The 21,628-nt window shown below is 69.6% G+C and carries 18 protein-coding genes and 3 tRNA genes; 6 read left to right on the top strand and 15 right to left on the bottom strand.

Translation table 11 applies throughout. The features are described from left to right. Positions 1-37: 37 nt before the first annotated feature. From OG393_RS22620 to OG393_RS22570, 11 genes are all read right to left on the bottom strand, one after another. Entirely contained in the window at positions 38-1,435 is a 1,398-nt protein-coding gene (locus OG393_RS22620) for a DUF3560 domain-containing protein (RefSeq protein WP_327376507.1), read from the bottom strand. A gap of 331 nt (positions 1,436-1,766) precedes the next feature. Further along, on the bottom strand, positions 1,767-2,189 hold the full coding sequence (locus OG393_RS22615; RefSeq protein ID WP_327376506.1) for a DUF6409 family protein: 423 nt from the start codon (positions 2,187-2,189) through the stop codon (positions 1,767-1,769). Between the two features lie 120 nt (positions 2,190-2,309). Then, positions 2,310-3,197, bottom strand: a complete 888-nt coding sequence (locus tag OG393_RS22610) for a hypothetical protein (protein WP_327376505.1) — start codon at positions 3,195-3,197, stop codon at positions 2,310-2,312. Positions 3,198-3,321: 124 nt separating this feature from the next. Further along, positions 3,322-3,681: a hypothetical protein gene (locus OG393_RS22605; protein ID WP_327376504.1), complete on the bottom strand. Its 360-nt coding sequence runs from the start codon at positions 3,679-3,681 to the stop codon at positions 3,322-3,324. 63 nt (positions 3,682-3,744) lie between these two features. Beyond that, complete coding sequence (locus OG393_RS22600; protein ID WP_327376503.1) at positions 3,745-4,377, bottom strand: hypothetical protein; 633 nt, start codon at positions 4,375-4,377, stop codon at positions 3,745-3,747. A gap of 859 nt (positions 4,378-5,236) precedes the next feature. After that, complete coding sequence (locus OG393_RS22595) at positions 5,237-5,533, bottom strand: hypothetical protein (protein WP_327376502.1); 297 nt, start codon at positions 5,531-5,533, stop codon at positions 5,237-5,239. A 379-nt stretch (positions 5,534-5,912) separates the two neighbouring features. Further along, on the bottom strand, positions 5,913-7,130 hold the full coding sequence (locus tag OG393_RS22590) for a hypothetical protein (RefSeq protein WP_327376501.1): 1,218 nt from the start codon (positions 7,128-7,130) through the stop codon (positions 5,913-5,915). A 135-nt stretch (positions 7,131-7,265) separates the two neighbouring features. Next, a complete protein-coding gene (locus OG393_RS22585; protein WP_327376500.1) occupies positions 7,266-7,688 on the bottom strand; it encodes a hypothetical protein in 423 nt (140 codons plus the stop codon). A gap of 67 nt (positions 7,689-7,755) precedes the next feature. After that, positions 7,756-9,528 carry a ParB/RepB/Spo0J family partition protein gene (locus OG393_RS22580; RefSeq protein WP_327376499.1) on the bottom strand — a complete coding sequence of 591 codons (1,773 nt, stop codon included), beginning with the start codon at positions 9,526-9,528 and terminating at the stop codon, positions 7,756-7,758. 93 nt (positions 9,529-9,621) lie between these two features. Next, on the bottom strand, positions 9,622-10,092 hold the full coding sequence (locus OG393_RS22575) for a DUF6197 family protein (protein ID WP_327376498.1): 471 nt from the start codon (positions 10,090-10,092) through the stop codon (positions 9,622-9,624). Between the two features lie 70 nt (positions 10,093-10,162). Further along, complete coding sequence (locus OG393_RS22570) at positions 10,163-10,903, bottom strand: DUF2786 domain-containing protein (protein WP_327376497.1); 741 nt, start codon at positions 10,901-10,903, stop codon at positions 10,163-10,165. Between the two features lie 561 nt (positions 10,904-11,464). On the opposite strand from OG393_RS22570, the gene OG393_RS22565 reads away from it, so the two are divergent. Then, positions 11,465-11,890 (top strand): hypothetical protein, encoded by a 426-nt coding sequence (locus tag OG393_RS22565; protein ID WP_327376496.1) that lies wholly within the window; start codon positions 11,465-11,467, stop codon positions 11,888-11,890. Positions 11,891-12,851: 961 nt separating this feature from the next. Beyond that, complete coding sequence (locus tag OG393_RS22560) at positions 12,852-13,814, top strand: hypothetical protein (RefSeq protein WP_327376495.1); 963 nt, start codon at positions 12,852-12,854, stop codon at positions 13,812-13,814. A gap of 11 nt (positions 13,815-13,825) precedes the next feature. On the opposite strand, the gene OG393_RS22555 is transcribed toward OG393_RS22560, so the two are convergent. The 4 genes from OG393_RS22555 to OG393_RS22540 all read right to left on the bottom strand — a co-directional run bounded on the left by OG393_RS22555 (position 13,826) and on the right by OG393_RS22540 (position 15,555). Next, on the bottom strand, positions 13,826-15,061 hold the full coding sequence (locus OG393_RS22555) for a tyrosine-type recombinase/integrase (protein ID WP_327376494.1): 1,236 nt from the start codon (positions 15,059-15,061) through the stop codon (positions 13,826-13,828). Between the two features lie 104 nt (positions 15,062-15,165). Next, positions 15,166-15,239, bottom strand: a tRNA-Ile gene (locus tag OG393_RS22550). Between the two features lie 165 nt (positions 15,240-15,404). After that, a tRNA-Asn gene (locus OG393_RS22545) sits at positions 15,405-15,477 on the bottom strand. Positions 15,478-15,482: 5 nt separating this feature from the next. After that, a tRNA-Asn gene (locus OG393_RS22540) sits at positions 15,483-15,555 on the bottom strand. 168 nt (positions 15,556-15,723) lie between these two features. Here OG393_RS22540 and OG393_RS22535 point away from each other — a divergent pair. From OG393_RS22535 to OG393_RS22520, 4 genes are all read left to right on the top strand, one after another. Beyond that, the gene (locus OG393_RS22535; RefSeq protein WP_327376493.1) at positions 15,724-16,026 is read left to right on the top strand and encodes a YtxH domain-containing protein; all 303 of its coding nucleotides are present in this window, start codon (positions 15,724-15,726) and stop codon (positions 16,024-16,026) included. 179 nt (positions 16,027-16,205) lie between these two features. Then, positions 16,206-17,645 (top strand): FGGY family carbohydrate kinase, encoded by a 1,440-nt coding sequence (locus OG393_RS22530; RefSeq protein WP_327376492.1) that lies wholly within the window; start codon positions 16,206-16,208, stop codon positions 17,643-17,645. Positions 17,646-17,794: 149 nt separating this feature from the next. After that, positions 17,795-19,528, top strand: coding sequence for an ABC transporter ATP-binding protein (locus OG393_RS22525; protein ID WP_327376491.1), 1,734 nt, complete (start codon positions 17,795-17,797; stop codon positions 19,526-19,528). Beyond that, on the top strand, positions 19,528-21,462 hold the full coding sequence (locus tag OG393_RS22520; protein ID WP_327376490.1) for an ABC transporter ATP-binding protein: 1,935 nt from the start codon (positions 19,528-19,530) through the stop codon (positions 21,460-21,462). Before OG393_RS22525 ends, OG393_RS22520 begins: the two co-directional genes overlap by 1 nt. Positions 21,463-21,628 lie beyond the last annotated feature (166 nt).

Here is a 21,628-nt window from a genome sequence, read left to right as displayed (position 1 = left end):
CTGGCGTGCTCGGCCGCCGGGGCGGGCGGGGGCGCGGTTACGCGGCCTCGGCGTCCGTGGCCTGCGGGGTGGCGGTCCACTCACGGCGCGGGGTGATGCCCAGCTCGGCGAGCATCGGGGCGTGGCTGCTGTTGTCCGCCACCCATTCCCAGTCAGCGCCCTCGGTGCCCGGCCGGTCGGTCCAGGTGAGCATGTAGGAGCGGCCGGAGGTGCGGGGGTCGCCGCACACTGCCTGCGCTTCGCGGCGGGTCATCGCCCACAAGGCGCGCTTGCGACGGCGCGGGGAGTTCTTCGAGGCGATCAGCACCAGCGCCATGCCGTCCAGCCAGCTCGCACCTGCGGCGGAGGCCGCTGCGGTGGTCGGCTCCCCGGCCGGTACCGGTTCCTCGACCGCCGGGGACTGCTCGGCTGGTACCTGCGGTTCGGTGGCCGGGGTCTGGGGCGGCTGCTGCATCTCGTCGGCGCTCTTACGTCCGGATACGCCGTCGTAGGGGGCGGTCCATGTCCAGTCGTCGTGCTGGTTGCCGGTGGCGCGGACGATGCGCTTTCCGATGCTGTTGTGGATGTGCGGGATGGTCACGGACTTCGGGTTGACCCGCAGGACCTCGTACCAGGTACCTCGGTAGAGAACGAAGTCCCCGCGCTTGAAGTCGGCCCGCGACCAGACCTTGAAGCCTTCGGCTTCGGCGTCCTCGATGACCTTCTCCCAGTGGGCGATTTCCTCGGTCAGCTCCTGGTGCTCGATTTGCAGCTCCGGGTCTGCCGGGTTCCGGGAGAACCCCTTGGCGGACTCCCCGCGCTGCCACTTCTCGACCGCGCGGAGGTCGGCCCGCAGCTTGTCGAGTCGGCGGAGCGTGCGGCCGGGGTCCTTCTTGAAATGCTGGTAGTTCGCGGCGGCCTGCGCCCGGCCGGTCCAGTGGGCGGCGCGGTCGCTCTCGCTGATGCTCTTGCGCATCGCGTCGTCCATCCGCGCGTGATCGCGGCGGGCGCGGCCCTCGGAGTGGTGACCGATGAGGATCGGCTGACCGAAGGCGAAGCGCTCGGATATGTCGTGGCTCTTCTTCCACGCGGCCTCGGAGGACTGGGCGGCGTTGGCGGCGTACTCCCCGAACCGATCGGCGCGGCCGTCGGCCTTCTCCTCCCGCTCCTCCTCGGCCTCGCTGAAGCTCCGGCGGTCGGCGTTGTCGACGGTCAGCGTGACCTCGAACCCCTTGTCTCGGAGTCGCTGCGCGAGGAGTTCGAGCGAAGGGGTGTAGGTGGCGTGGTCGCGGCTGTGGGGGAGGTACCAGCAGTCAAGGTTCCTGCTCCAGCGGAAGGGCTGGCGCTGGGTGCGACCGTACTCACGGAGTCGCAGGATCTCGGCCGATCCGTCGCCCCGGCTGGTCCCCTCGATCAGAGTTCCTTCGCGGCGGGTGTGGGTGATCTCGATAGTCACTGAACTGGTCTTTTCTGGTGAGAGTTTGTGGTCCGGCCGCAGGGCGGACCGTGCGTTGGCAGCGGCGCTGCACCACCGGCGCGGGCCGTGAGGGACGATCGGCTCGCGGGTCGTCGCGCCTGCGCGACGACAGGGGCTGTCGCGCCCCCGCGGGGCGCGTCCGCTGCGGTCCGGTGCCCGTCGTCGGTCGGCGGAGCCGCCTGCGGCGGAGTCGGCCGGCGGCGGTGAACGCACCGGACCTGTCCTGCCGCCCCGAAGGGGTGTCCGCTGGTGTGCTGGGGGCCTGCCGGTCCGGAGGTGTTGCCCTCCCCCGGACCGGCGGGGCCCGGTGTCAGCTGCGGTGGAGCGTGTGCCGGGCGGCCGGGTCGGCGGCGGCCAGCCCGGTCCGCTCGCGCCATGCCTGGCGGACGGCGGCGCGGAGCGCGTTCCCGTCGTCGTAGGCGAACCGTCCCCGGCGCAGGTTGCTGGCGATGTCGCGGAAGGTGTCGCCGTGCATCGTGGTCAACGTGTCGTCCAGCGGGGTCAGCTCATGCGGGAACATCGCCTGGACGCTGTCGCCCGGCTGCGGGGCACCGAGAGTGAAGAACCAGACGACCGCCATGGTGGCCTCGTCGGCGAACTCCGGCCCGCCGAAAGGTCCGACGACGACAGCGGGGCGGGTGTCGAGCTGGTGGCCCCGGAACCAGGGGCCACCGATCACGAGCGTCGCGGTGGGGAAGTCCTGGACGGTCGGCTTCGGTGCGGTGGTGAGCATGTCGTGTCCCTGTCTGGTGAGAGGTTCCGCCGGGGCCGTCTGGCTCCGGCGGGGGTGCCGGTCGGGGGGTTGCCCTCCCCCTTCCGACACCATTAATTAAACCATGTTATTAGGTGTGGGTCAACCCGTCACGGCGAGTTCACGGCGGCGCTCTGCGGCCGTCGTGACGGCGCGGGCGATGGCGCGGCCGGTCTCGATGGCCCGGACGGCGGACTCGTGCACCGGGGGCTTCTTGTCCTGGGTGATGATGCCCGCGAGCGGCGGCATGACGGCGGGGCCCGGGGTGATTCCGAGGATGAGCGCGGCGACGTGGGCGGCTGAGGCGACTTCGGCGGCGTGCTGGCCGGGAAGGGGGGCGTCCGCCTCGGTGATGCGTCGCCACGCGTGGCCGTACAGCAGGATACGGACGGCGTTGTCGGGGGCCTCCTGGGTGAAGTCGAACCCCCCGGCCTGCTCGGGGTCCTCGTGGTACTGGTCGCGGTACTGGCTCACCAGGGCATCGCGGATGACCTCGGGGGCGAGCGGGGCGGCGGCGGGCGGCTCGTAGGCGTCGCCGTCGGTCTGGCTGATGTCGAAGACCGGCCCGGCCTTGAAGCCGGAGACCTTGCGTCCCTGGCCCTCGACGGCCTCGCCGTTGGCCTCTCGCTGCCCACCGTCGGCGGCGGCTGTGGCCTCCTGGGTGTCCTCGGTCCGGCGCTTTATTGGCGTCCAGATACGGAGGGAGGTGGACCCCTTGACCGGGAAGCGTCCGGCCTTTCGCCAGTCTCCGGAGCTGAGTACGTGGGTGGCGTTCGGGCACTGGGCGGCGATGGCGATGCAGTTGGTGGGGCTGCGATCGTCGCGCTCCGTGTGGGTCAGGTTCGCGGCCGTGCGCATGACGACGGCCCAGAAGTCTTCGCTGCCGACCATTGCGCCGTACGCACGATCCATGACGGCTTCGAGTTCACCGCGCATCTTGGCGGAGTAGGCCCGGCGCTCTTCGTCGGTCATCTTCGGCTTACGGGGCATGTCGCGGTCCTCTTGGTGAGAGATACGTCCGGGGCCGGCTGACCCTCGGGGGCGTCGACCGGGGGGCTGCCCTCCCCCTTCCGACACCACTAATTAAACCATGTTCTAGAGTGATCGGCAACCCCTAAATCCAGTACAAGCCTGCTTCGTTGCTCACGGCGCGATATGCGGCTATGACCTCGTCCTCTATTCGCGTCCAGCGGTCGAGGATATCGGGGGCGGTCTCCTTGTCGCTGGCCGCGCGCGTGGCCCTGCGCCATTCAATGGCGATTTTGAGCGTGCGGAGTTGTGAGCGGGTCAGTTCCCATCGGCCTGAATCCGGGAGTTGATCGCCATAGGCCATCGCCACGGCGTTGTTGATGTGCTCGGTACCGGACCACACGTTACGTGTGGCCTGGAGGGCAAGGGCGCGCTTGAGGGTGCACCGAAGATGCGGGGCCTGCACAAGCCATTGCGGCTCGATAGTGAACACGTCTGCGCTCATCCTGGGGGCCTTTCTGGAGGGGGCGGCGCGCAGGGACAGCGCGCCGCCGTGACGCACGAAGAATTAGAGGGCGTATCCGTCGACGTATTCGCCGCGCTCCCCCTCGGGGGTCTGCACATGGGGAAGGAATCGGCTCACTGCGAATACGACGGCGTCGGCGATGATCCGGGGCGCGTCGTTGAGTACGAGACTCACCGTGTCGCCGTCGAGTCCAATACGGACTTCGCCCGGCTCAAGATTCATGTAAACGAAAGCGGTTGTGCCATCAATGCGGGTTCGCGCTCCGGGAAGTCGCTCGGAGAGATCACGTGCGGCCTTCTCGACGTCTCGGCGCATTTCGGCCTGTGCGCGGTTATGCTCCTTCACCCGCTCGTGAACGTCGCGGTGCGCGGGGATGAGGTCGGCGGCGATCCGGGCCGCGATGTCCGCCGGGTCCTCGTTCATGGCGACTCGGACAGTGTCGCGCTCGCCCCTGCGGAACGGGTAGTCGGTGGCGGGGAATGCGCCTCGGATGTGCAGGTGGCCGGGGTCGTCGAACCGCTCGGAGAGGTGGAGCTGTCGACCGTCCAGGTGGGCGAAGGTGGCGGCGTGGTCCAACTCCTGGACGCCGTGGCGGGCGGGCTGCGGTCGCCAGTTTCCGCCAAGTTCGAGGGCGATCGGGTGGGACAGTTCCGCGACGGTGAGAGGCGTGTTCATCGTCCTTCTCCTGGTGAGAGAGGTTGTCGGCGGCCGGTCGGCCCGCCGTTCGCCGGCTGGGGGTTGCCCTCCCCTTCCGGCATCACTAATTAAACCACGTTCTAGGGGTTGGGTCAACCCGGACACCGGCCCTGACCTGGCCTTTTCTCACCACGCCCGACCCGCACCCGCTCGGCCGGGCCCGGCCACAACGGGCCTGGGCGGGGTTCCCTCCTCGGTCGGACAGCTCCGCCGTACCAGGGTTCCGGGCGCGGTGTCCTGGCTCGCGTAGCGACCGCGCAGCGGCTCGGCCTGGACGCCGTGTCCGGGTTCCTGGTACGCCCCCCCCGGGTGTCCGGCCGAGGAGGGAACCCCGCCTTCACCCGCACCACAACGCACCCGCACCCGCACAACCCGCCCCCACCCCCTCCGAGGAGGACCCGCCGGAGGCAGCCCTTCGCCCTGGCCGGCACCCAACGCCCCTCGATCGACGGGGTTCCAGACTCGGGGCCGGTCTGAAAATAGATTGCTCGTGGTGCACGCCACGCAACGCCGCCCAGCCTGCCGACTGTCACGAATTAGTAACGGCGCGAGTGATTCTCGCTCTTCGGCGTCGTCGGGCGATGGAACCTAGGCTCCTGGCTATCGGGTGAAGTCACCGCACTGCACAAACCCGGTCGCCTTCCTCGCCTTCGGGCATCCGGGGAGAACGGAGCTGCCGCTCCGATACAAGTCCATACCCGAGTACGGCGTGCGGTGCCTGGTTCTCGACCTGATCACTGGGAGCAACAGTGGTCGGTTCGAGCAGCCATGCCACCGAACCGACCACCTTCACGGAAGGTACGTCGGACGCATGGAAACGGTCGGATGGGCAACAGCTTCAGTGGCAGTGCTCGGTGGGTGCGTTCTCGTGCTCGGCTACGTTCTCGATCAGGTGCCGTCGCTTGCCGAGAAAGCAGTACGAGCTATCACCGCGATACGCCGGCTGCGCGACGAGTGGCGGAACGAGTGACGGGCGTCGCCCCCGGGCGGCACGCTCCTCCCACGGGCACAACGTCAAGCCATCCTGCGCTCGCCGTGCGGCGGTCGCGGCGCCGGATCGGCTGCGGCACACGGTGGTCATGCCCTCGCTGACTGCGGCGGCCTGACGTTGCACGGCGGACGCGCTCTCAGGCATGGGGGTTTCTCGGCGTCTCGGTGGTGCAGTCGGCGGCGGACCGTTCCTCCGCCGGGGAGGTGCCGCCCGTGGTCGCGCGGAGCGCGACGGACAGTGCCGTCGTGCCCGGAGGGCACGCCCGTTTTGGCCCGGCGTCCGGACGGGGCGGGAGGGCCGCCCGCGGCCCGGACGTTCCGGCCGGCTGCGAGCCGGGCCAGGCTGAGCCGTCCCAGAGGGACGCCCTTTCTGCGGGGGCCGGTGACTGGCGCCGGCCGCCGACGCGGGCGGGGTCCGGACGGTGGTGGGCGGAGCGTGGGGTGGGCGGCTCGACGCCGTCCACCCCACGGCCCGGCGGCCGGGGTCCGTCCGGGTGGCGGCTCCCGCCCGGCCGGGGCTGCTGCTACGCGGCGACCGGTTCGCGCGCGGCGACGCGGCACCGAGTGAGCACGGTCTGTGCGGTCTCGCCGTAGATGCTGTGGTCCTTGACCGTGCCGGTCAGCTCGACCTCGTCGCCCTGGTCGGGCACGTCGGCGGCGGAGCTGAACCAGACGAACACGTTCCCGCTCGGGTCCTGGAACTTCACCAGTCGGCGGCGCTGGGTCTGGTAGCCGTACGTCCGGCCCTCCAGCTCGATCACGGTGGTGACGGTGGCGGTGGTGGTGATGCGCTCGCCCACACTGCCCTGCGGCTTGCTGTTCTGCGCGGCCCGCTCGCTGGTCTCCTTCTCCTGGTCGCGGTACCAACCCGCGATGGCGGACACGAGCGTCGGCAGATGGCGCGGGTCGACGGTCTCGCCCTTCGCCAACTGGCCGACCTTGTGGCGGTAGTCGGAGAGGCTGCCGTATCCCTGGACGGCCCATGCCTGGACGGCGGCGGCGGTGGTCGGCGCGTCGGGGTCGGCGTCGATGGCGGCCCGCCAGTCCATCGGGGCCTTGCGGTCGAAGAAGTACGCTTCGACGCCGTCGGCGGTCGGCGGGGTGTTCTTCCACTGCTCGGACCGGCTGTAGAACCGGCCCTCCGTCTTCACGATGGCGGCGGTCACCCGCAGGACCTCGATCACCGGGACACGGAGATCGGCCGGGACGCCACCCCCCTCGCCGTCCCAGTCGGAGTCCTTCAGCGTGCCGAACCGCCACAGGGCCTCAAGGCCCTTGATGGGCAGACCGGTGTACGGCTCGACGCACGTCGTGCCCAACTGCCGCATCTCGCCGTTCTCGTGGCGGGCGAGATAGGTGGCGGTGCGGTGGCGGGCGACGGCGCACCCGTGGCAGAAGTTCTGGATGGCGCGGTACTGGCGCGCGGCCTCGGCGTCCTGCTCGGGCAGACCGGGGAACAGGCTGGTGATCGTCTCGCCCTCTTCGTCGTGGTCCAGGCGGGCGATGACGGTCCAGCCGTGGTGACGGGGGATGTCACCGGAGATCGTCACGGTGACGGTGGGGCGCTTGCCGATCAGGCGGCCGTCGATGTCGTGGTAGTCGGCAAGGAACGGCTCGGAAATGTCGAGCGCGTACGCGCTGAGGTGGTGGACGGCAGCGCGGGCGTTGGTGGCCTCGACAAGCTGACGGACGCGGAACTGGGCGGTCGCGGGGATGGAAAACCGCATGGCTGCGCTGGTCATCGTGGGTGCTCCTGCTGGTGAGAGAGGAATCGCGGGCCCGGCCGGGCGGGTTGCCCTCCGCGTACGGCCGGGGTCGGGCCGGCTGGCGGCCCGTGGTCTCGGAGAGGGGTTGCCCTCCCCCTCCGGCACCATTAATTAAACCATGTTTTGGGGTGTGGGGCAAGCATCCCGCCCGGGGATGTCGAGTGCAGCGCGGTCGCGCAGGAACGCGGCGAACAGGGCGGCGGTGTAACTGTCGGCGGTGCCGTACGTACGGCGGCAGTCCAGCGCCCCGATGCGCTCGCCACGGTGGCGGACGGGGAACGGCTGGCCGGGGGCCGGGATGGCGAGCGCGTACAGTCCGCGCGGGGTGTCCACGCGCAGGACGACGGCGGCGGCCTCGTGGTCGTAGGCGGCGGACCAGCGGGCGGGCCCGATGCCGAACTCTGCGAGACCGGACGCGATGGCGCGGGCCTGCATGATGTCGGTGGTGGTGCCGGGGTCGGGCTCGGCGGGGGCGGGGACGCATCCGCAACCGTGGTCGTCGGCGTGGGTCTCGAACAGAGCTGTACGGGTCACCGTGGGGCTCCTGGGGTGGCCGGGGGCAGGAGGGTTTCCCGCCCCCGGCGTCGGGCGGCTGAGGTGGTTAGGCGGCGGCTTCGTCGTCGCTGGCCGGGTCGTCGGCTTCCTCGGCCTCCGGCTCGCCCGCCTCCTCGTCGGTGCCCGGCTCCTGCTCGGTCTTCGGCTCGTTGCCGGACGTGATCGCGCGGGGCTTCTTCTTCGACGGGTCGTAGGGCTCATCGTCCACGACCGACTGCTCAATGGGCGTGAGCGGGTACCCGAGGGACGCGAGCACCTGGAACCATCGGCCGGTGGGCGTCCGCGTCCACGGGGCGCGCTGGCTGTCCGTCCTCCACGCGGACCGGTTCGCGCACTTCTCCCGGACGGCCGCGATGGCAGCGAACTGAAGCTGCGGGGCCCGGCGCGGGTCCTGGGCGACGTGCCCGGCGAAGCTGCCCCGGTCCTTGGCCTGCTCGGTGCTGAGCCCCAGGAAGGATGCCAGGATCTCGGTCGTTGCCTCCTTGTTCAGGTCGTCACAGATTCCCCAACTGCCATTCAGAAGAGCGTTATTGACGTGGCCGATCAGGGTGTTGGTGCTGGCCTTCGGAAGGTTGCGTCGCTTGATCAGGTCGGCGATCCACTTCCGACGCAGGGCCTCGGCCGCGTCCCAGTCGATGTTCCCCTTCTTGACCGCTGCGCGGGCGGCGCGCTCGGCCTCGACCTCGGCGGCGGTCTTCGTCCCGCCGGTGCCGCTGCTGCCCTCGGGCACGGTGTGCCCGTACAGGCCGGGAGCGGAGCAGTAGGGCTCGTACCGGTCTGCGCGCCGCTCGTCGAACACCCACACCAGGCCCTTGCACTCGGCGTGTTCCTCGGCGCTGATGCCGCGCAGCCGCCATACGGGCATGGCGCGCTCGGACAGCTCCTCGGCGTCCCTGATCTTCTGCCCGGCCGCCTCCAGCTCGGCGCGGTGGGCCTCGGCCTTGGTCCGCTTGTCGCGCTTGGTCCGCTCAACGGCGATGGCCCAGTCAACGTCTCCCTCGTCGGCGTCGTCGTCGGCGGCGGCCCCGGTGATCGCGGCGAGCGCTTCGGCGTCGTCCGCGAATTCCGACAGCGCGGCCAGGTGCTCGAACGTCCACTCGTAGCTGCTCGCGCCACTGACGGCGGCCGACAGCTTCTCGTCGGACCGGACCTTGACCAGCGTCTTGACGTCCTTCTGCCGCACGCCTGCGGCCTTGGCGATGCGGCCCACCTGCGCGCCCGCTTCGGCTGCGCTGAACATCGCCTGGTTCATCTCGGAAGTGCTCAGGCCCTTGCGGTGCTGTGCGGTCGTGATCATGTCGAGGAACTGGCCCGCCGCGTCGCGGTCGTCGTCCTCCCACTCGTACGGCAGGTGGGTAAGACCCGCGTCCGTCGCGGCGTGGTAGCGGCGGTTTCCGTCGTTGACCTGGAGGACTCCGCCGTCGAGTCGCTGGATCTTGACGGGGATGCGGCACCCCTCGGTGCGGAGCGAATCCACGAACGGCGCGTTCAGGTCCAGGTCTTCGCGGACGTTCTTCGGGTGCGGGGTGAGCGCGTCGATCCGGATCACGGGGCGCGGGGTGACCGGAACGGTCTCCAGCCCTGCGGCGACGGCGGCGGCCAGCCGCTGGAACCCGTCGATGACCTGCGGCACGTCGCCGTGGGTGCGCACGACGTACAGCGGCTCCACGACGCTGTTGTCCTTCACGTCGGCCAGCAGATCGGCCGGGGCCTCGATGGCGCGGACGTTGCCGGGGTGCGCGGCCAGCTCGGCGACCGTCAGGGTCGGCCACGGGGCAGGGGCAGTCTGGACGCCGGCCTGGGTCTTGGTGTTCGTCATCGGTCCTTCTCTTCCTGGTGAGAGTCCTTCGGGCCGTTCGGCCCGGTGAAGGTGTCGGTCGGGGGGTTGCCCTCCCCCTTCCGGCACCATTAATTAAACCATGTTCTTGAGGGTGGGGCAACCGGGGGTGCTGTGATCGTCGTCACTCGGGTGCAGCGCTGCGGCGGCGCGGATCATCGCGGCGGCCTCGGCGGTGGTCCGCTCGGGCTCGTCCCCCCAGCACCACAGCAGGGTGCGCCGGTAGGCGTCCTCGGTGAGCTTGAGCTTTCGCCACCGGACGCCGGACACGGGATGGCCGTTCGCGTGGTCGCTGAGCACTACAAGGGAGTCGAACAGGGCGCGTTGGAAGATGTCCCACGGTTCACCGCGTACGGACCAGCGGGGCCGGACGGTGCGCACGCCGCGCTCCCACGCGTGCAACACGGTGCACGGGGCGGTGTCGCCCATCCGGCCGGGCTGCCAGAGGTGGTCACCCTGGTAGAGACCGACGCGTTCGATGTGGTCGGCGGCGGCGGTGAGGATGCGGGCGGGGGTGGCCGGTGGCTTTCGTGTCGGCACGGTCATGCCTCCTAGGGTGGCGGTCGCGGGCTCGGCGGCCGGGGGCGGCGGACGGCCGCCCCCGGCCCTGACGGGGCTACGCAGCTATGGACCCGGCCGTGGTGCGGCCGATCCGCTTACCGCCAATGTCGGCGCGGCTTCCCGCGATCCATCCGGCCCCGTACCCGTTGCCGGTCATGGTCGTGGTGCCGCCCTTCCGTGCACGCGGGTATGCCTGCTGGTAGCTGCGCGAGACGACGGCCTTGCGGTCCGCAAGCACGAGGGCCGCGCTGCGGCCGGTGGCGCTGGTCTCGCCCCTGGCTTCTTCGCGTGCGCCGCGCTCGGCCTCCTCGATGCGGTCACCCACCCGGTTGATGAAGCCGAGGAGCCAGGACCGACGCCAGGCACGCGCACCCTGGCCCGGCGGGACTGACTGAGCGGCCAGTCCGCTGTTCATCTGGAGCAGAAGAGAGGTGTAGAGCAGTTCGACACGCTGAAGGTCGCTCGCGTACCCGAAGATGTGCACCCGGCGGGCCGGGCCGCTGCCGTCTCGGCCAAGGTGGATCAGCTCACAGCCGAGGGCGAGTGCGATGCGGTTGATGAGGCGGACCCGCTCCATCGCCCACGGGTTGTCCAGAACGATCTTCCGGTCTGTGGGGGCGTCGCTGGCCGGGTTGGCGTCGTTGAGCATCGCCTGTTCGACGCCGTACTTCGCCATCATCTCGAACGCCCGCTTCCGGGCCAACTCCGCCTCCGACTCCGGCGTACGGGGGTCCTCCGCCTTGGCGAGCAGAGCACGGATGGTATCGAGCTTCGCGGGGGCCTTCGTAGTGCTCACGTACGTTCTCCTGGTGAGAGAGGTTGTCGGCGGCCGGTCGGCCCGCCGTTCGCCGGCTGGGGGTTGCCCTCCCCTTCCGACATCACTAATTAAACCACGTTCTAGGGGGTTGGGTCAACCCGAATATACGCTCTGACCTGGCCTTTTCTCACCACGCCCGACCCGCACCCGCCCGGCCGGGCCCGGCCACAACGGGCCTTGGCGGGGTTCCCTCCTCGGTCGGACAGCTCCGCCGTACCAGGGTTCCGGGCGCGGTGTCCTGGCTCGCGAAGCGACCGCGCAGCGGCTCGGCCTGGACGCCGTGTCCGGGTTCCTGGTACGCCCCCGGGTGTCCGGCCGAGGAGGGAACCCCGCCTTCACCCGCACCACAACGCACCCGCACCCAAACAACCAGCCCCCACCCCCTCCGAGGAGGACCCGCCGGAGGCAGCCTTTCGCCCTGGCCGACACCCAACGAACTCGTGGTTCGAGATGTCCGCGGACCTGTGCCTACGGTGCGCGCGATGAGCAGTATTTCGAACAGGACTGGGGGCACAGGTGAGCACCACTTCGGCAGGACCGGTGAGCGCGGCGGAGCTGCGGCGGCGGGTTCGCGCTGCTGAAGCGCTGAAGGCGAAGACGCGGGAGATGGCCGCGACGAACGCGCTGACCGCGCGTGAGGCCGCGGTGAAGGCGGCCAAGGCGAAGGAGGAGGCCGACGCCTCCGCACGAGAAGCTGCCGCTGTGGTTCTGCGGCTGTTCGACAACGACGCCGAGTTGGTCTCGGAGCTTCTTGGCGTGCCGGCGGAGGAGCTGGAACGCGAGGCGAAGCCTGTTACCGCCGCTCGGGCGAAGGAGATCATCGAGTCGCTGCGGGCCCGCGCCGAGCGCCCCCGTCCCACCCGGCCCCGTAAGCCTCGCGCGGATGGGACGGATGCGGCTTCCTCGACCTCGCACATCCCGGCCCCGGTCATCACAGCGGACGGTAGCCGGGCTGATGCCGCCTGAGAACGACCTCGGGCCCGGACTCTTCCCGCTCACGGCGGTGAACGAGTCCGGGCCCGTTCACCGTGATGAGCAACTAGCCCTCATCGGTGAACCAACACCGGTGCGCATACCGGCTGTTGAGTGGTCGGTCTGGCTGGCCAACGAGTCAGTTCAAGCCCGGTACTGGGCAAAGGTCTACCGAACCTCGTCAACCGAAGACTGCTGGTTCTTCTTCGGCGGGATCTCCAGCACCGGCCACGCCAGCTTCAGGGCCGCGTCGCGGCCGGGCAGGACGCGACGCGGCACGGTGCCCGGCCACCTCTACGGGTACCAGCTCGCGCACGGTGTCATCCCTCGGCTCGGTTGGGGTACCGACAGCCCGACCGTGTGCCACACCTGCGACAACCACTCCTGCCAGCAGCCGACACACCTTCGGCTTGGCACGGCGGCAGAGAACCGAGCCGAGTGGCTGGCCCGCCGCAGAAACCCGGGCAGCCCTCTGGCCGACCTCCGCGGCCCGGCCGGACGCTCCCGCGCGATAGGCGCCGCCATCCGGGCCGGCCGAGAGAACCGCGAGTCAGACCAGGAGATCGCGGGCCGCATCCGAGCTGCCATGTCGGCTGGTCGGCCACTCAGCCTCTGGTGAGCTGAGGTTCCACGGAGCGGTGGGTAAGGCGTGCCCCGGCCCCGCCTACGTGACTACGTCTGACCACCTTCCGTATCCCCCGGCTGGCGCTCCTTCCGCCGCACTGAGCGGACAGCAGCCAACAACCCCACCATGACCACGGAACCGATCACCTCCGCCAACACCCCCTCCACAACGGCCTCCCAAAAGGGAGTGGACAGTGTCATCCCCTACGCCTCCTGACCTCGACTGCACTCCGATCAGCCTGATCTGAAGGTCATTGAGGTGGACGGTGCTAGACGTCGGCGGTCGTTGTCGGACACCATAGGACGGAATCGGACAGCTGCCGGGGGGGCTATGCCAGGGCTGAAGCGGCCGAACCTGCCGGACGGCGGGCTGAAGGACTTGAACACTGCGCTGCACGACCTGCATCGGCGTGCCGGCCGACCTTCCACCCGAGATCTCGCCAAGCTCATAGGTCCGAGAGTCGCAAGCAAGAGCAGGGTCTACGACGCCTTCTCAAGTGATCGCTTGCCGTCGTGGGGGCTGATCCAGGTACTCGCGGAGGCTCTGTGCGAATTCATCCCGGGGTCCGCTTTCTCGGAAGAGGAACAGAGGCTGCACGGCCTCTGGCTGGCAGCGACGGGAGCAGACGACAACCATGCGCCGTCGAGCCAACTCTCCGCGGAACGAACGATCCCATCCGAGATCGAAGCACCAACACCAGCACCGGTACTCGCCCTGCGCATCGAGTGGGCGCGGCCCTCAGACCTGAGCGTTCAAAACCGTCGTGCGTTGCGGTTCATCGTGACCGATGCCCTCTCCGACATCGGGTACGGCGCAGAGGGCGCGCACCGCCGCGACATGAGCGCGGGCAGTGTCATCAGCGTCGACGCCAGACGAGAAGACCCCAGCCTCACGACCGCCACAGTCCTAGCAACCCTTGAGGACTCGCTACACAGCTCGGGCATCCCGGGCGGCTATCGGGGATCGACGCTGCGCTTGCTAGCGCACCTGGGGCCCTGCGCTCGTCCTACTGTCCTGGACGCTCAGGCACAAGCTATCGAGGAGCTGAATGAGCTCTGGCGTCATCAGAAGACGCAGGACCTCTTCAAGAATGACCAGGCTGTTTCCGCGATCCTTGCCGACGCGCTCCTGAACCTCGACCGATACGACCCCTTCCTGGTGGACTGGGAGTACGCCCAGGTTCCGCTGTTCAGAGTGGATCGCGGACCTCAGGACCTAGGCAACTACAAGCTCTGGGTGCGCACGCGCGCGGACCGCGCCGGAGGACGGGTAGGTGACACTCCGCCCTTCTGACGCGCACCCAGTCAGGCGGCCTCGGCGAGGTCCTGCGGGATCGCTGCGCCCATCGCCCATTCGACGGCTGCCACGACCTCGTCGTCCGAGGACTCCAGGAGGTGTCCGTATCGGTCGACGGTCGTCGTGATCGACTCGTGGCCGAGGCGGGCCTGAATCACGGGCAGGGGGACCTTGCCGGCGATTAGCCAGGAAGCGTGAGTGTGGCGCAGGTCGTGGATGCGTGGGCGCTTGGTGAGACCGGCGGCGTTGACTGCGTCCAGGGCAGGCTTCCAGCGGTGTGCGTGGAACACACCGGAGTGCCAGGCTCCGCCCTCTGGTGCGGTGAAGACCAGGTCGGTCGGCTTCTTCCCCTTGCAGATCCGCTGGAACAGCTGCACCTGCTCAGGAGTGAGCACGAGCGTGCGGCGCGACTTCTTCGTCTTGGGGGCCCCGAGAAATGTCCCGCCCTCGCCTCGCCGTTTCCACGCGCGCTGCACGCGGAGCGTCGGCCTCTTGGACACGAAGGTGAAGTCCCGAGGTTGCAGCGCCGTCACCTCACCCCACCTGAGGCCGGTGCTCACCAGCGCGTCGATGATGTCGACAGCATCGGCACGTACATGCCTCCGCAGTAGGGCGTACTCCTCAGGTTCGAGGAACACCTCGTCGTCCTCCGTGTCGTTCCCCTTGGGCAACTTCGTGTGCACACAGGGGTTCGAGTCACGCAGTGCCGGATCGGAGTCCACGGCTGACTGGAGGATGCTGTAGAGCAGGCCGTGGAGGTTGGCGATCGTCTTCGCCGCGTACGCGCGGCGCTTCGTCCCCGGAGCATGCAGGGGGCCCGGCCTCCCGTCCTGAAGGTCCAGGATCCACCGGCTGACGTGATCGCGGGTGAGCTTCTCCCCTCGATCGGACACGGACAGCTCTCCGAACCACGGGACCATGTGGTTGTCGATGAACCTCGTGTAGTTGGTCCTGGTGTGCTCGGATATGTCCGTCAGGAGCCCTACGTAGGCGTGGGCGTAGGCCGGAAACTTCTCCGCGTCTGGTGCCGACGGCTCGCTGATCTCGACGAAGCCCTCGCCCTTGACCCACCCCGGGGGCCATTGCTGTCCGTGACCATTGACCAGGTCGCGGAAACGTTCCGCCAGCGTCTCGTCGTCGAACGTCTCGCGGCACCACTGGCCCGTTCGGGTCCCACCGGCCCGCCACATGACGGTATAGGAGGGGTCTCCGGACAGCCGGGAATTGGTCTTGATGTACGCCATGAGAGTGATCGTACGGCGCTTCGGTGCGGCGTTCGTGCGGCGAACGCGACCACCGACCTAGCGTGAAACCGGCGTTTTGGCTGGTCACGACGTTTCTGCCGTAGTGGGGCGGGTGGGACTCGAACCCACGGCCGACGGATTATGAGTCCGCTGCTCTAACCGGCTGAGCTACCGCCCCTCAACGGCGTGTCGCGTACACGTGTGCGCGCCGTCTGCCGCAGCATAGCCGCTCATACGATCTCTCGCTGTGGCTCACGGCATCCACGACCATGAGGACTACGCACCGCACGGGTTGGTTCCCGGGCACAAGAAAGAGGACCCCTCAGGGTCCTCTTTCTTTTCGCTCCCCCGGCTGGACTCGAACCAGCAACCCTCCGGTTAACAGCCGAATGCTCTGCCAATTGAGCTACAGGGGATCGCGCTCCCCCGACTGGACTCGAACCAGTAACCTGCCGGTTAACAGCCGGCTGCTCTGCCAATTGAGCTACAGGGGATTGCTGCGTTGCACCGAACGTACGCACCTCGGGCGTCCCGGGCGGCGCTCGTTCGCTGCGACACATACATTAGCGCAAGCAGGGGGGTGCTCCGCCAATCGGTATGCCGCGGGCGCTCGTGGGCACCAGTGAGGCATCAGGGAACTTCCAGGGAAGGGTGGTGCCGCCGTGCGGTACAAGCTGACGTTCGTCGTGGGACTGGCCCTCGGTTACGTCATCGGGACGCGGGCCGGGCGCGAGCGCTACGAGCAGATGAAGAAGTCCGCGCGCGAGTTCTCGCAGAATCCCGCCGTGCGCAACGCGGCCGAATCCGCGGCACAGACCGGGCGCCAGGTGGCCGGAAAGGCTCTCCACGCGGTGAGCGACAAGGTCGGCGACAGACTGCCCGAAGCGATGACCGAGCGAATCCACGCCCTGCGCCACCACAACGGCCAGGTGACCGAGGACGACTGGGGCGTCAGCAACACCTGACGCCGCCAGGCCCCGTGGGCAAGGTCACGCGGCGGACTTCCCCACGGACGTCCGCGTGGCGGCGTCCGTGTGTTCCATGGCTCCGGGGCCCCCGGACGGTCGCCGGGGGTGCCTGAAAAGACCCCTCATACCCCGTCAGCGCTCCCCCTACTCCTCCGCGTGCGGCAGAATCTCCTGCCATGGGGATAGTCGCGGGCTTGGACAGCTCTTCGGGGTTCACACGGATCGTCGTCTGTGACGCGGACACGGGTGCCGTGCTGCGGCAGGGCTATGCCCCGCATCCGGGCGACCCGAAGGCCGTCGACGTCGATCCGCAAGGCTGGCTGCTCTCGCTCGGCGAGGCCGCGGCCGGCGGGCTGTTGGAGGGTGTGCAGGCCATCGGCGTCTCCGCTCAGCAGCATGGTCTTGTGACTCTGGACCAGCAGGGCACCCCGGTGCGGCCCGCGTTGGTCGGCAACGACAGGCGGGCACAGGTCGCCGCCGCCGACCTCGTCGAGGCGTTCGGCGGACGTCGGGCCTGGGCCGAGGCCGTCGGATCGGTGCCGCAGGCCGGACAGCCCGTCGCCAAGCTCCGCTGGCTGGCCCGCACCGAGCCCGAGAACGCCCAGCGTGTCGCGATGGTCCTCCAGCCGCACGACTGGCTGGTCTGGCAGCTGCTCGGCAGGCCGCTGCGGCGCACCACCGACCGCGGCGCCGCCTCGGCGACCGGCTACTGGTCGGCCGGCGCCGACGCCTACCGTCCCGATCTCGTCGAGCTGGCGCTCGGCCATCAGGCCGTGCTGCCCGAGGTGCTCGGCCCCGCCGAGGCGGCCGGCACCACCCCAGAGGGCCTGCTGATCTCCGCCGGTACGGGCGAGACGATGGCCGCCGCACTCGGCCTCGGGCTCGGCCCCGGGGACGCGGTCGTGTCGCTCGGAGCCTCCGGTTCGGTGATGGCCGTGCACCACCAGGCGCTCGCCGACCCGCAGGGCATGATCACCTCCTTCGCCGACGCGACCGGCATGCACCTGCCCGTCGTGCACACCTCGAACGCGGTCCGGGCGCTGCGCGGAACCGCCGAGATGCTGGGCGTGGACAGCCTGGAGGAACTGTCGGCCCTCGCCCTGAAGTCGACCCCCGGCTCCTCCGGCCTGGTCCTCCTCCCCTATCTGGAGGGCGAGCGCACCCCGCAGCTTCCGCACACCGCGGGCACCCTCAGCGGTCTGCGCCGCGAGTCGATGAAGCCGGAGCATCTCGCGCGGGCCTCCTTCGAGGGGATGCTCTGTTCCCTCGCCGACGCGATGGACGTACTGCGCGGGCGGGGCGTCGAGGTGCGGCGGGTGTTCCTGCTGGGCGCGGCGGCGGAGCTGCCCGCCGTACAGGCACTGGCCCCGGCGGTCTTCGGAGCGCAGGTCGTCGTCCCGCAGCCGGCGGACTACGCGGCGCGCGGCGCGGCACGGCAGGCCGCGTGGGCGCTCGGTGTCTCGCACGGCAGGCTCTCGCCGGGCGCGCCGCCGGCCTGGCAGGGTGCGGCGGCGCAGGTCTTCGAACCGGGCGAGGAGCTGGCGGTGGGGCAGGCGGTCCGGCAGCAGTACCGGGCGACCCGGGAGCAGACCCACCCGGGCGCGTTCGACGCGTAGTCACCCGGCCCCCCCGAGCGGGTGCTCGGGGGGCCGGAACGCGGACGCGGGAGCTCAGGAGCCCGGGGTCAGGGCCGAGTTCCCGGGGTCGCCGGGGGCGGAGAAAACCGAGTCGTAACGCCGGGGGCTGACGGGCGATAGTAGAACCCGTGCTCATAAGACTCCTCCGAAGCCACCTCGGACCGTACAAGAAGCCCATCGCCCTGCTGGTGCTCCTGCAGCTGCTGCAGACCTGTGCCTCCCTCTATCTGCCGACGCTGAACGCGGACATCATCGACAACGGTGTGGTGAACGGGGACACCGGCTACATCCTCCGCTTCGGTGCCCTGATGATCGCGGTCTCGGTGCTCCAGGTCGTCTGCAACGTCGGCGCCGTCTACTTCGGGGCACGCACGGCGTCCGCCCTGGGCCGTGACGTGCGTGCCGCGGTCTTCGCGCGCGTGCAGTCCTTCTCGGCCCGCGAGGTCGGGCACTTCGGCGCACCGTCGCTGATCACCCGTACGACGAACGACGTCCAGCAGGTCCAGATGCTGGTCCTCATGGCGTTCACCCTGATGGTGTCGGCGCCGATCATGTGCGTCGGCGGCATCATCATGGCGCTGGGTCAGGACGTGCCGCTGTCGGCGGTGCTGCTGGCGGTGGTCCCGGTCCTGGGCATCGCGGTCTCCCTGATCGTGACGAGGATGCGTCCGCTGTTCCGGACCATGCAGGAGCGGCTGGACACGGTGAACCGGGTGCTGCGCGAGCAGATCTCCGGAAACCGGGTGATCCGGGCGTTCGTGAAGGACGACTACGAGCGCGAGCGGTTCAGGGGCTCCAACACGGAGCTGACCGACGTGTCGATGGCGACCGGCCGGCTGATGGCGCTGATGTTCCCGACCGTGATGACGGTGGTGAACGTCTCCAGCATCGCGGTGGTCTGGTTCGGAGCGCACCGAATCGACAGCGGCGGGATGGAGATCGGGGCGCTGACCGCCTTCCTCGCCTATCTCATGCAGATCGTGATGGCCGTGATGATGGCCACCTTCATGTTCATGATGGTGCCGCGGGCCGAGGTGTGCGCCGAACGCATCGAGGAGGTCCTGGCCACCGAGTCCAGCGTGGTGCCGCCCGTGGTGCCGGTACGCGAGCTGCGGCAGCGCGGGCACCTGGAGGTCAGGGCGGCGGACTTCCGCTATCCGGGCGCAGAGGAACCGGTCCTGCGGGAGGTCGCCCTGGAGGCCCGGCCCGGCGAGACCACGGCGATCATCGGTTCGACCGGAAGCGGCAAGTCCACGCTGCTGGGTCTGGTGCCGCGGCTCTTCGACGTGACCGGCGGCGAGGTCCTGGTCGACGGCGTCGACGTACGGACTCTGGACCCGGAGCTGATGGCGCGGACGGTCGGGCTCGTCCCGCAGAAGCCGTACCTCTTCTCGGGCACGGTGGCGACGAACCTGCGGTACGGGAAGCCCGACGCCACCGACGAGGAGTTGTGGCACGCCCTGGAGGTGGCCCAGGCCGCCGACTTCGTACGGAATCTGGAGGCCGGTCTGAACGCGCCGATCGCGCAGGGCGGCACCAATGTGTCGGGCGGGCAGCGCCAACGTCTCGCGATCGCGCGGACCCTGGTCCAGCGGCCGGAGATCTACCTGTTCGACGACTCCTTCTCAGCGCTCGACTACGAGACGGACGCGCTATTGCGGTCCGCGTTGTCGGAGGAGACCGCCGACGCGACCGTCGTGATCGTCGCCCAGCGGGTGTCGACGATCCGGGACGCTGACCGGATCGTGGTCCTGGACCAGGGCAGGGTCGTAGGGGCGGGACGCCATCACGAACTGATGGCGGGCAATGAGACGTACCGGGAGATCGTGCTCTCCCAGCTGACCGAGGCGGAGGCAGCCTGATGGCCGGTCCTGGCGGACGGATGATGGCCGGCGGCGGCCCCGACCAGAGGTCGATGGACTTCAAGGGCTCGGGCAAACGGCTGCTGCGGCAACTGGCGCCGGAGCGGAGCACTCTCTGGCTGATGGTCATAGCCGGTGTGCTCAGCGTGGCGGCCTCGGTGGTCGGCCCGAAGATCCTCGGCAAGGCGACCGACCTGGTCTTCGCGGGCGTGGTCGGGCGGCAGCTGCCCGAAGGCTCCACCAAGGCGCAGGCGCTCGAGTCGCTGCGGGACGACGGCAACGACGGCATGGCCGACATGCTGTCCGGGGTCGACTTCACCCCGGGGCGGGGCATCGACTTCACGGCGGTCGGCGAGGTGCTGCTGTGGGCGCTGGTCGTCTACCTGGTGGCCGGGTTGCTGATGCTGGTCTCCACCCGGATGTCGATCAAGGTGATCAACCGGACGGTGTACCGGATGCGCGCGGACGTCCAGGCGAAGCTGGCGCGGCTGCCGCTGTCGTACTTCGACCGGGCCAAGCGCGGTGAGGTGCTCAGCCGGGCCACCAACGACATCGACAACGTCTCGCAGACGCTGCAGCAGTCGATGGGGCAGCTGATCAACTCGCTGCTCACCATCGTCGGCGTGCTGGCGATGATGTTCTGGATCTCTCCGCTGCTCGCGCTGGTCGCGCTGGTGACCGTGCCGGTGTCGGTGGTGGTGGCGGCCAGGATCGGCAAGCGCTCGCAGCCGCACTTCGTGCAGCAGTGGAAGTCCACGGGCACGCTGAACGCCCATGTGGAGGAGATGTACACCGGTCACGCGCTGGTGAAGGTCTTCGGGCGGCAGGACGAGTCGGCGGCCGACTTCCGCGAGCAGAACGACGCCCTGTACGAGGCCGGGTTCAAGGCCCAGTTCAACAGCGGCGTCATGCAGCCGGTGATGTTCTTCATCTCGAACATCAACTACGTGCTGGTGGCCGTGGTCGGCGGTCTGCGGGTCGCCTCGGGCACGCTGTCGATCGGTGACGTGCAGGCGTTCATCCAGTACTCCCGGCAGTTCTCGATGCCGCTGACGCAGGTCGCGTCGATGGCGAACCTGGTCCAGTCCGGCGTCGCGTCGGCCGAGCGGATCTTCGAACTCCTCGACGCCGAGGAGCAGGCACCGGACGTCCCGGTGGGCGAGCGGCCGTCCGAGGCGGCGGAGAAGGGCCGGGTCGCGCTGGAGCAGGTGTCCTTCCGCTACGAGGCCGACACGCCCCTCATCGAGGATCTGTCGCTCGCGGTGGAACCGGGGCAGACGGTCGCGATCGTGGGCCCGACGGGCGCCGGCAAGACGACTCTGGTCAACCTGCTCATGCGGTTCTACGAGGTGACCGGCGGCCGGATCACCCTCGACGGCGTCGACGTGTCGCGGATGTCCCGCGAGGACCTGCGGGCCGGGATCGGCATGGTGCTGCAGGACACCTGGCTGTTCGGCGGGACGATCGCGGAGAACATCGCGTACGGGGCGAGCGGGAAGGTCTCCCGGGAGCTGGTCGAGGAGGCCGCGCGGGCCGCGCACGTCGACCGGTTCGTCCGGACCCTGCCGGACGGGTACGACACCGTCATCGACGACGACGGGGCGGGGGTCAGCGCCGGCGAGAAGCAGTTGATCACCATCGCGCGGGCGTTCCTGTCCGACCCGGTGATCCTGGTGCTCGACGAGGCGACCAGCTCCGTCGACACCCGGACCGAGGTGCTCATCCAGAAGGCGATGGCACGGCTCGCCGACGGGCGGACCAGCTTCGTGATCGCCCACCGGCTCTCCACGATCCGGGACGCGGACGTGATCCTGGTGATGGAGAACGGCTCGATCGTCGAGCAGGGCACCCACGAGGAGCTGCTGGTGGCGGGCGGCGCGTACGCGCGGCTGTACGCGGCCCAGTTCGCCCAGGCGGTCGCCGAGGTCGACTGAGGGTCCGCCGTCACCGCCGGACGCGCTCGGGCCGCCCGGCGGTGACGGAAGCCGCGCACCGTCTCGGCGGGCCGTGTCACGACGGGGCCGGCGGGGAGGTGGCGGCGTCCGGCGCGGCCCTCGGCCGCGGGAGGGCCGCCCGGTCCTGAGGCGGAACGACCGCGTC

The organism is Streptomyces sp. NBC_01216 (assembly GCF_035994945.1).
Classification (GTDB): domain Bacteria; phylum Actinomycetota; class Actinomycetes; order Streptomycetales; family Streptomycetaceae; genus Streptomyces.
The sequence above is the reverse complement of the archived record's forward strand: the minus strand, read 5'-3'. Positions and strand labels throughout refer to the sequence as shown.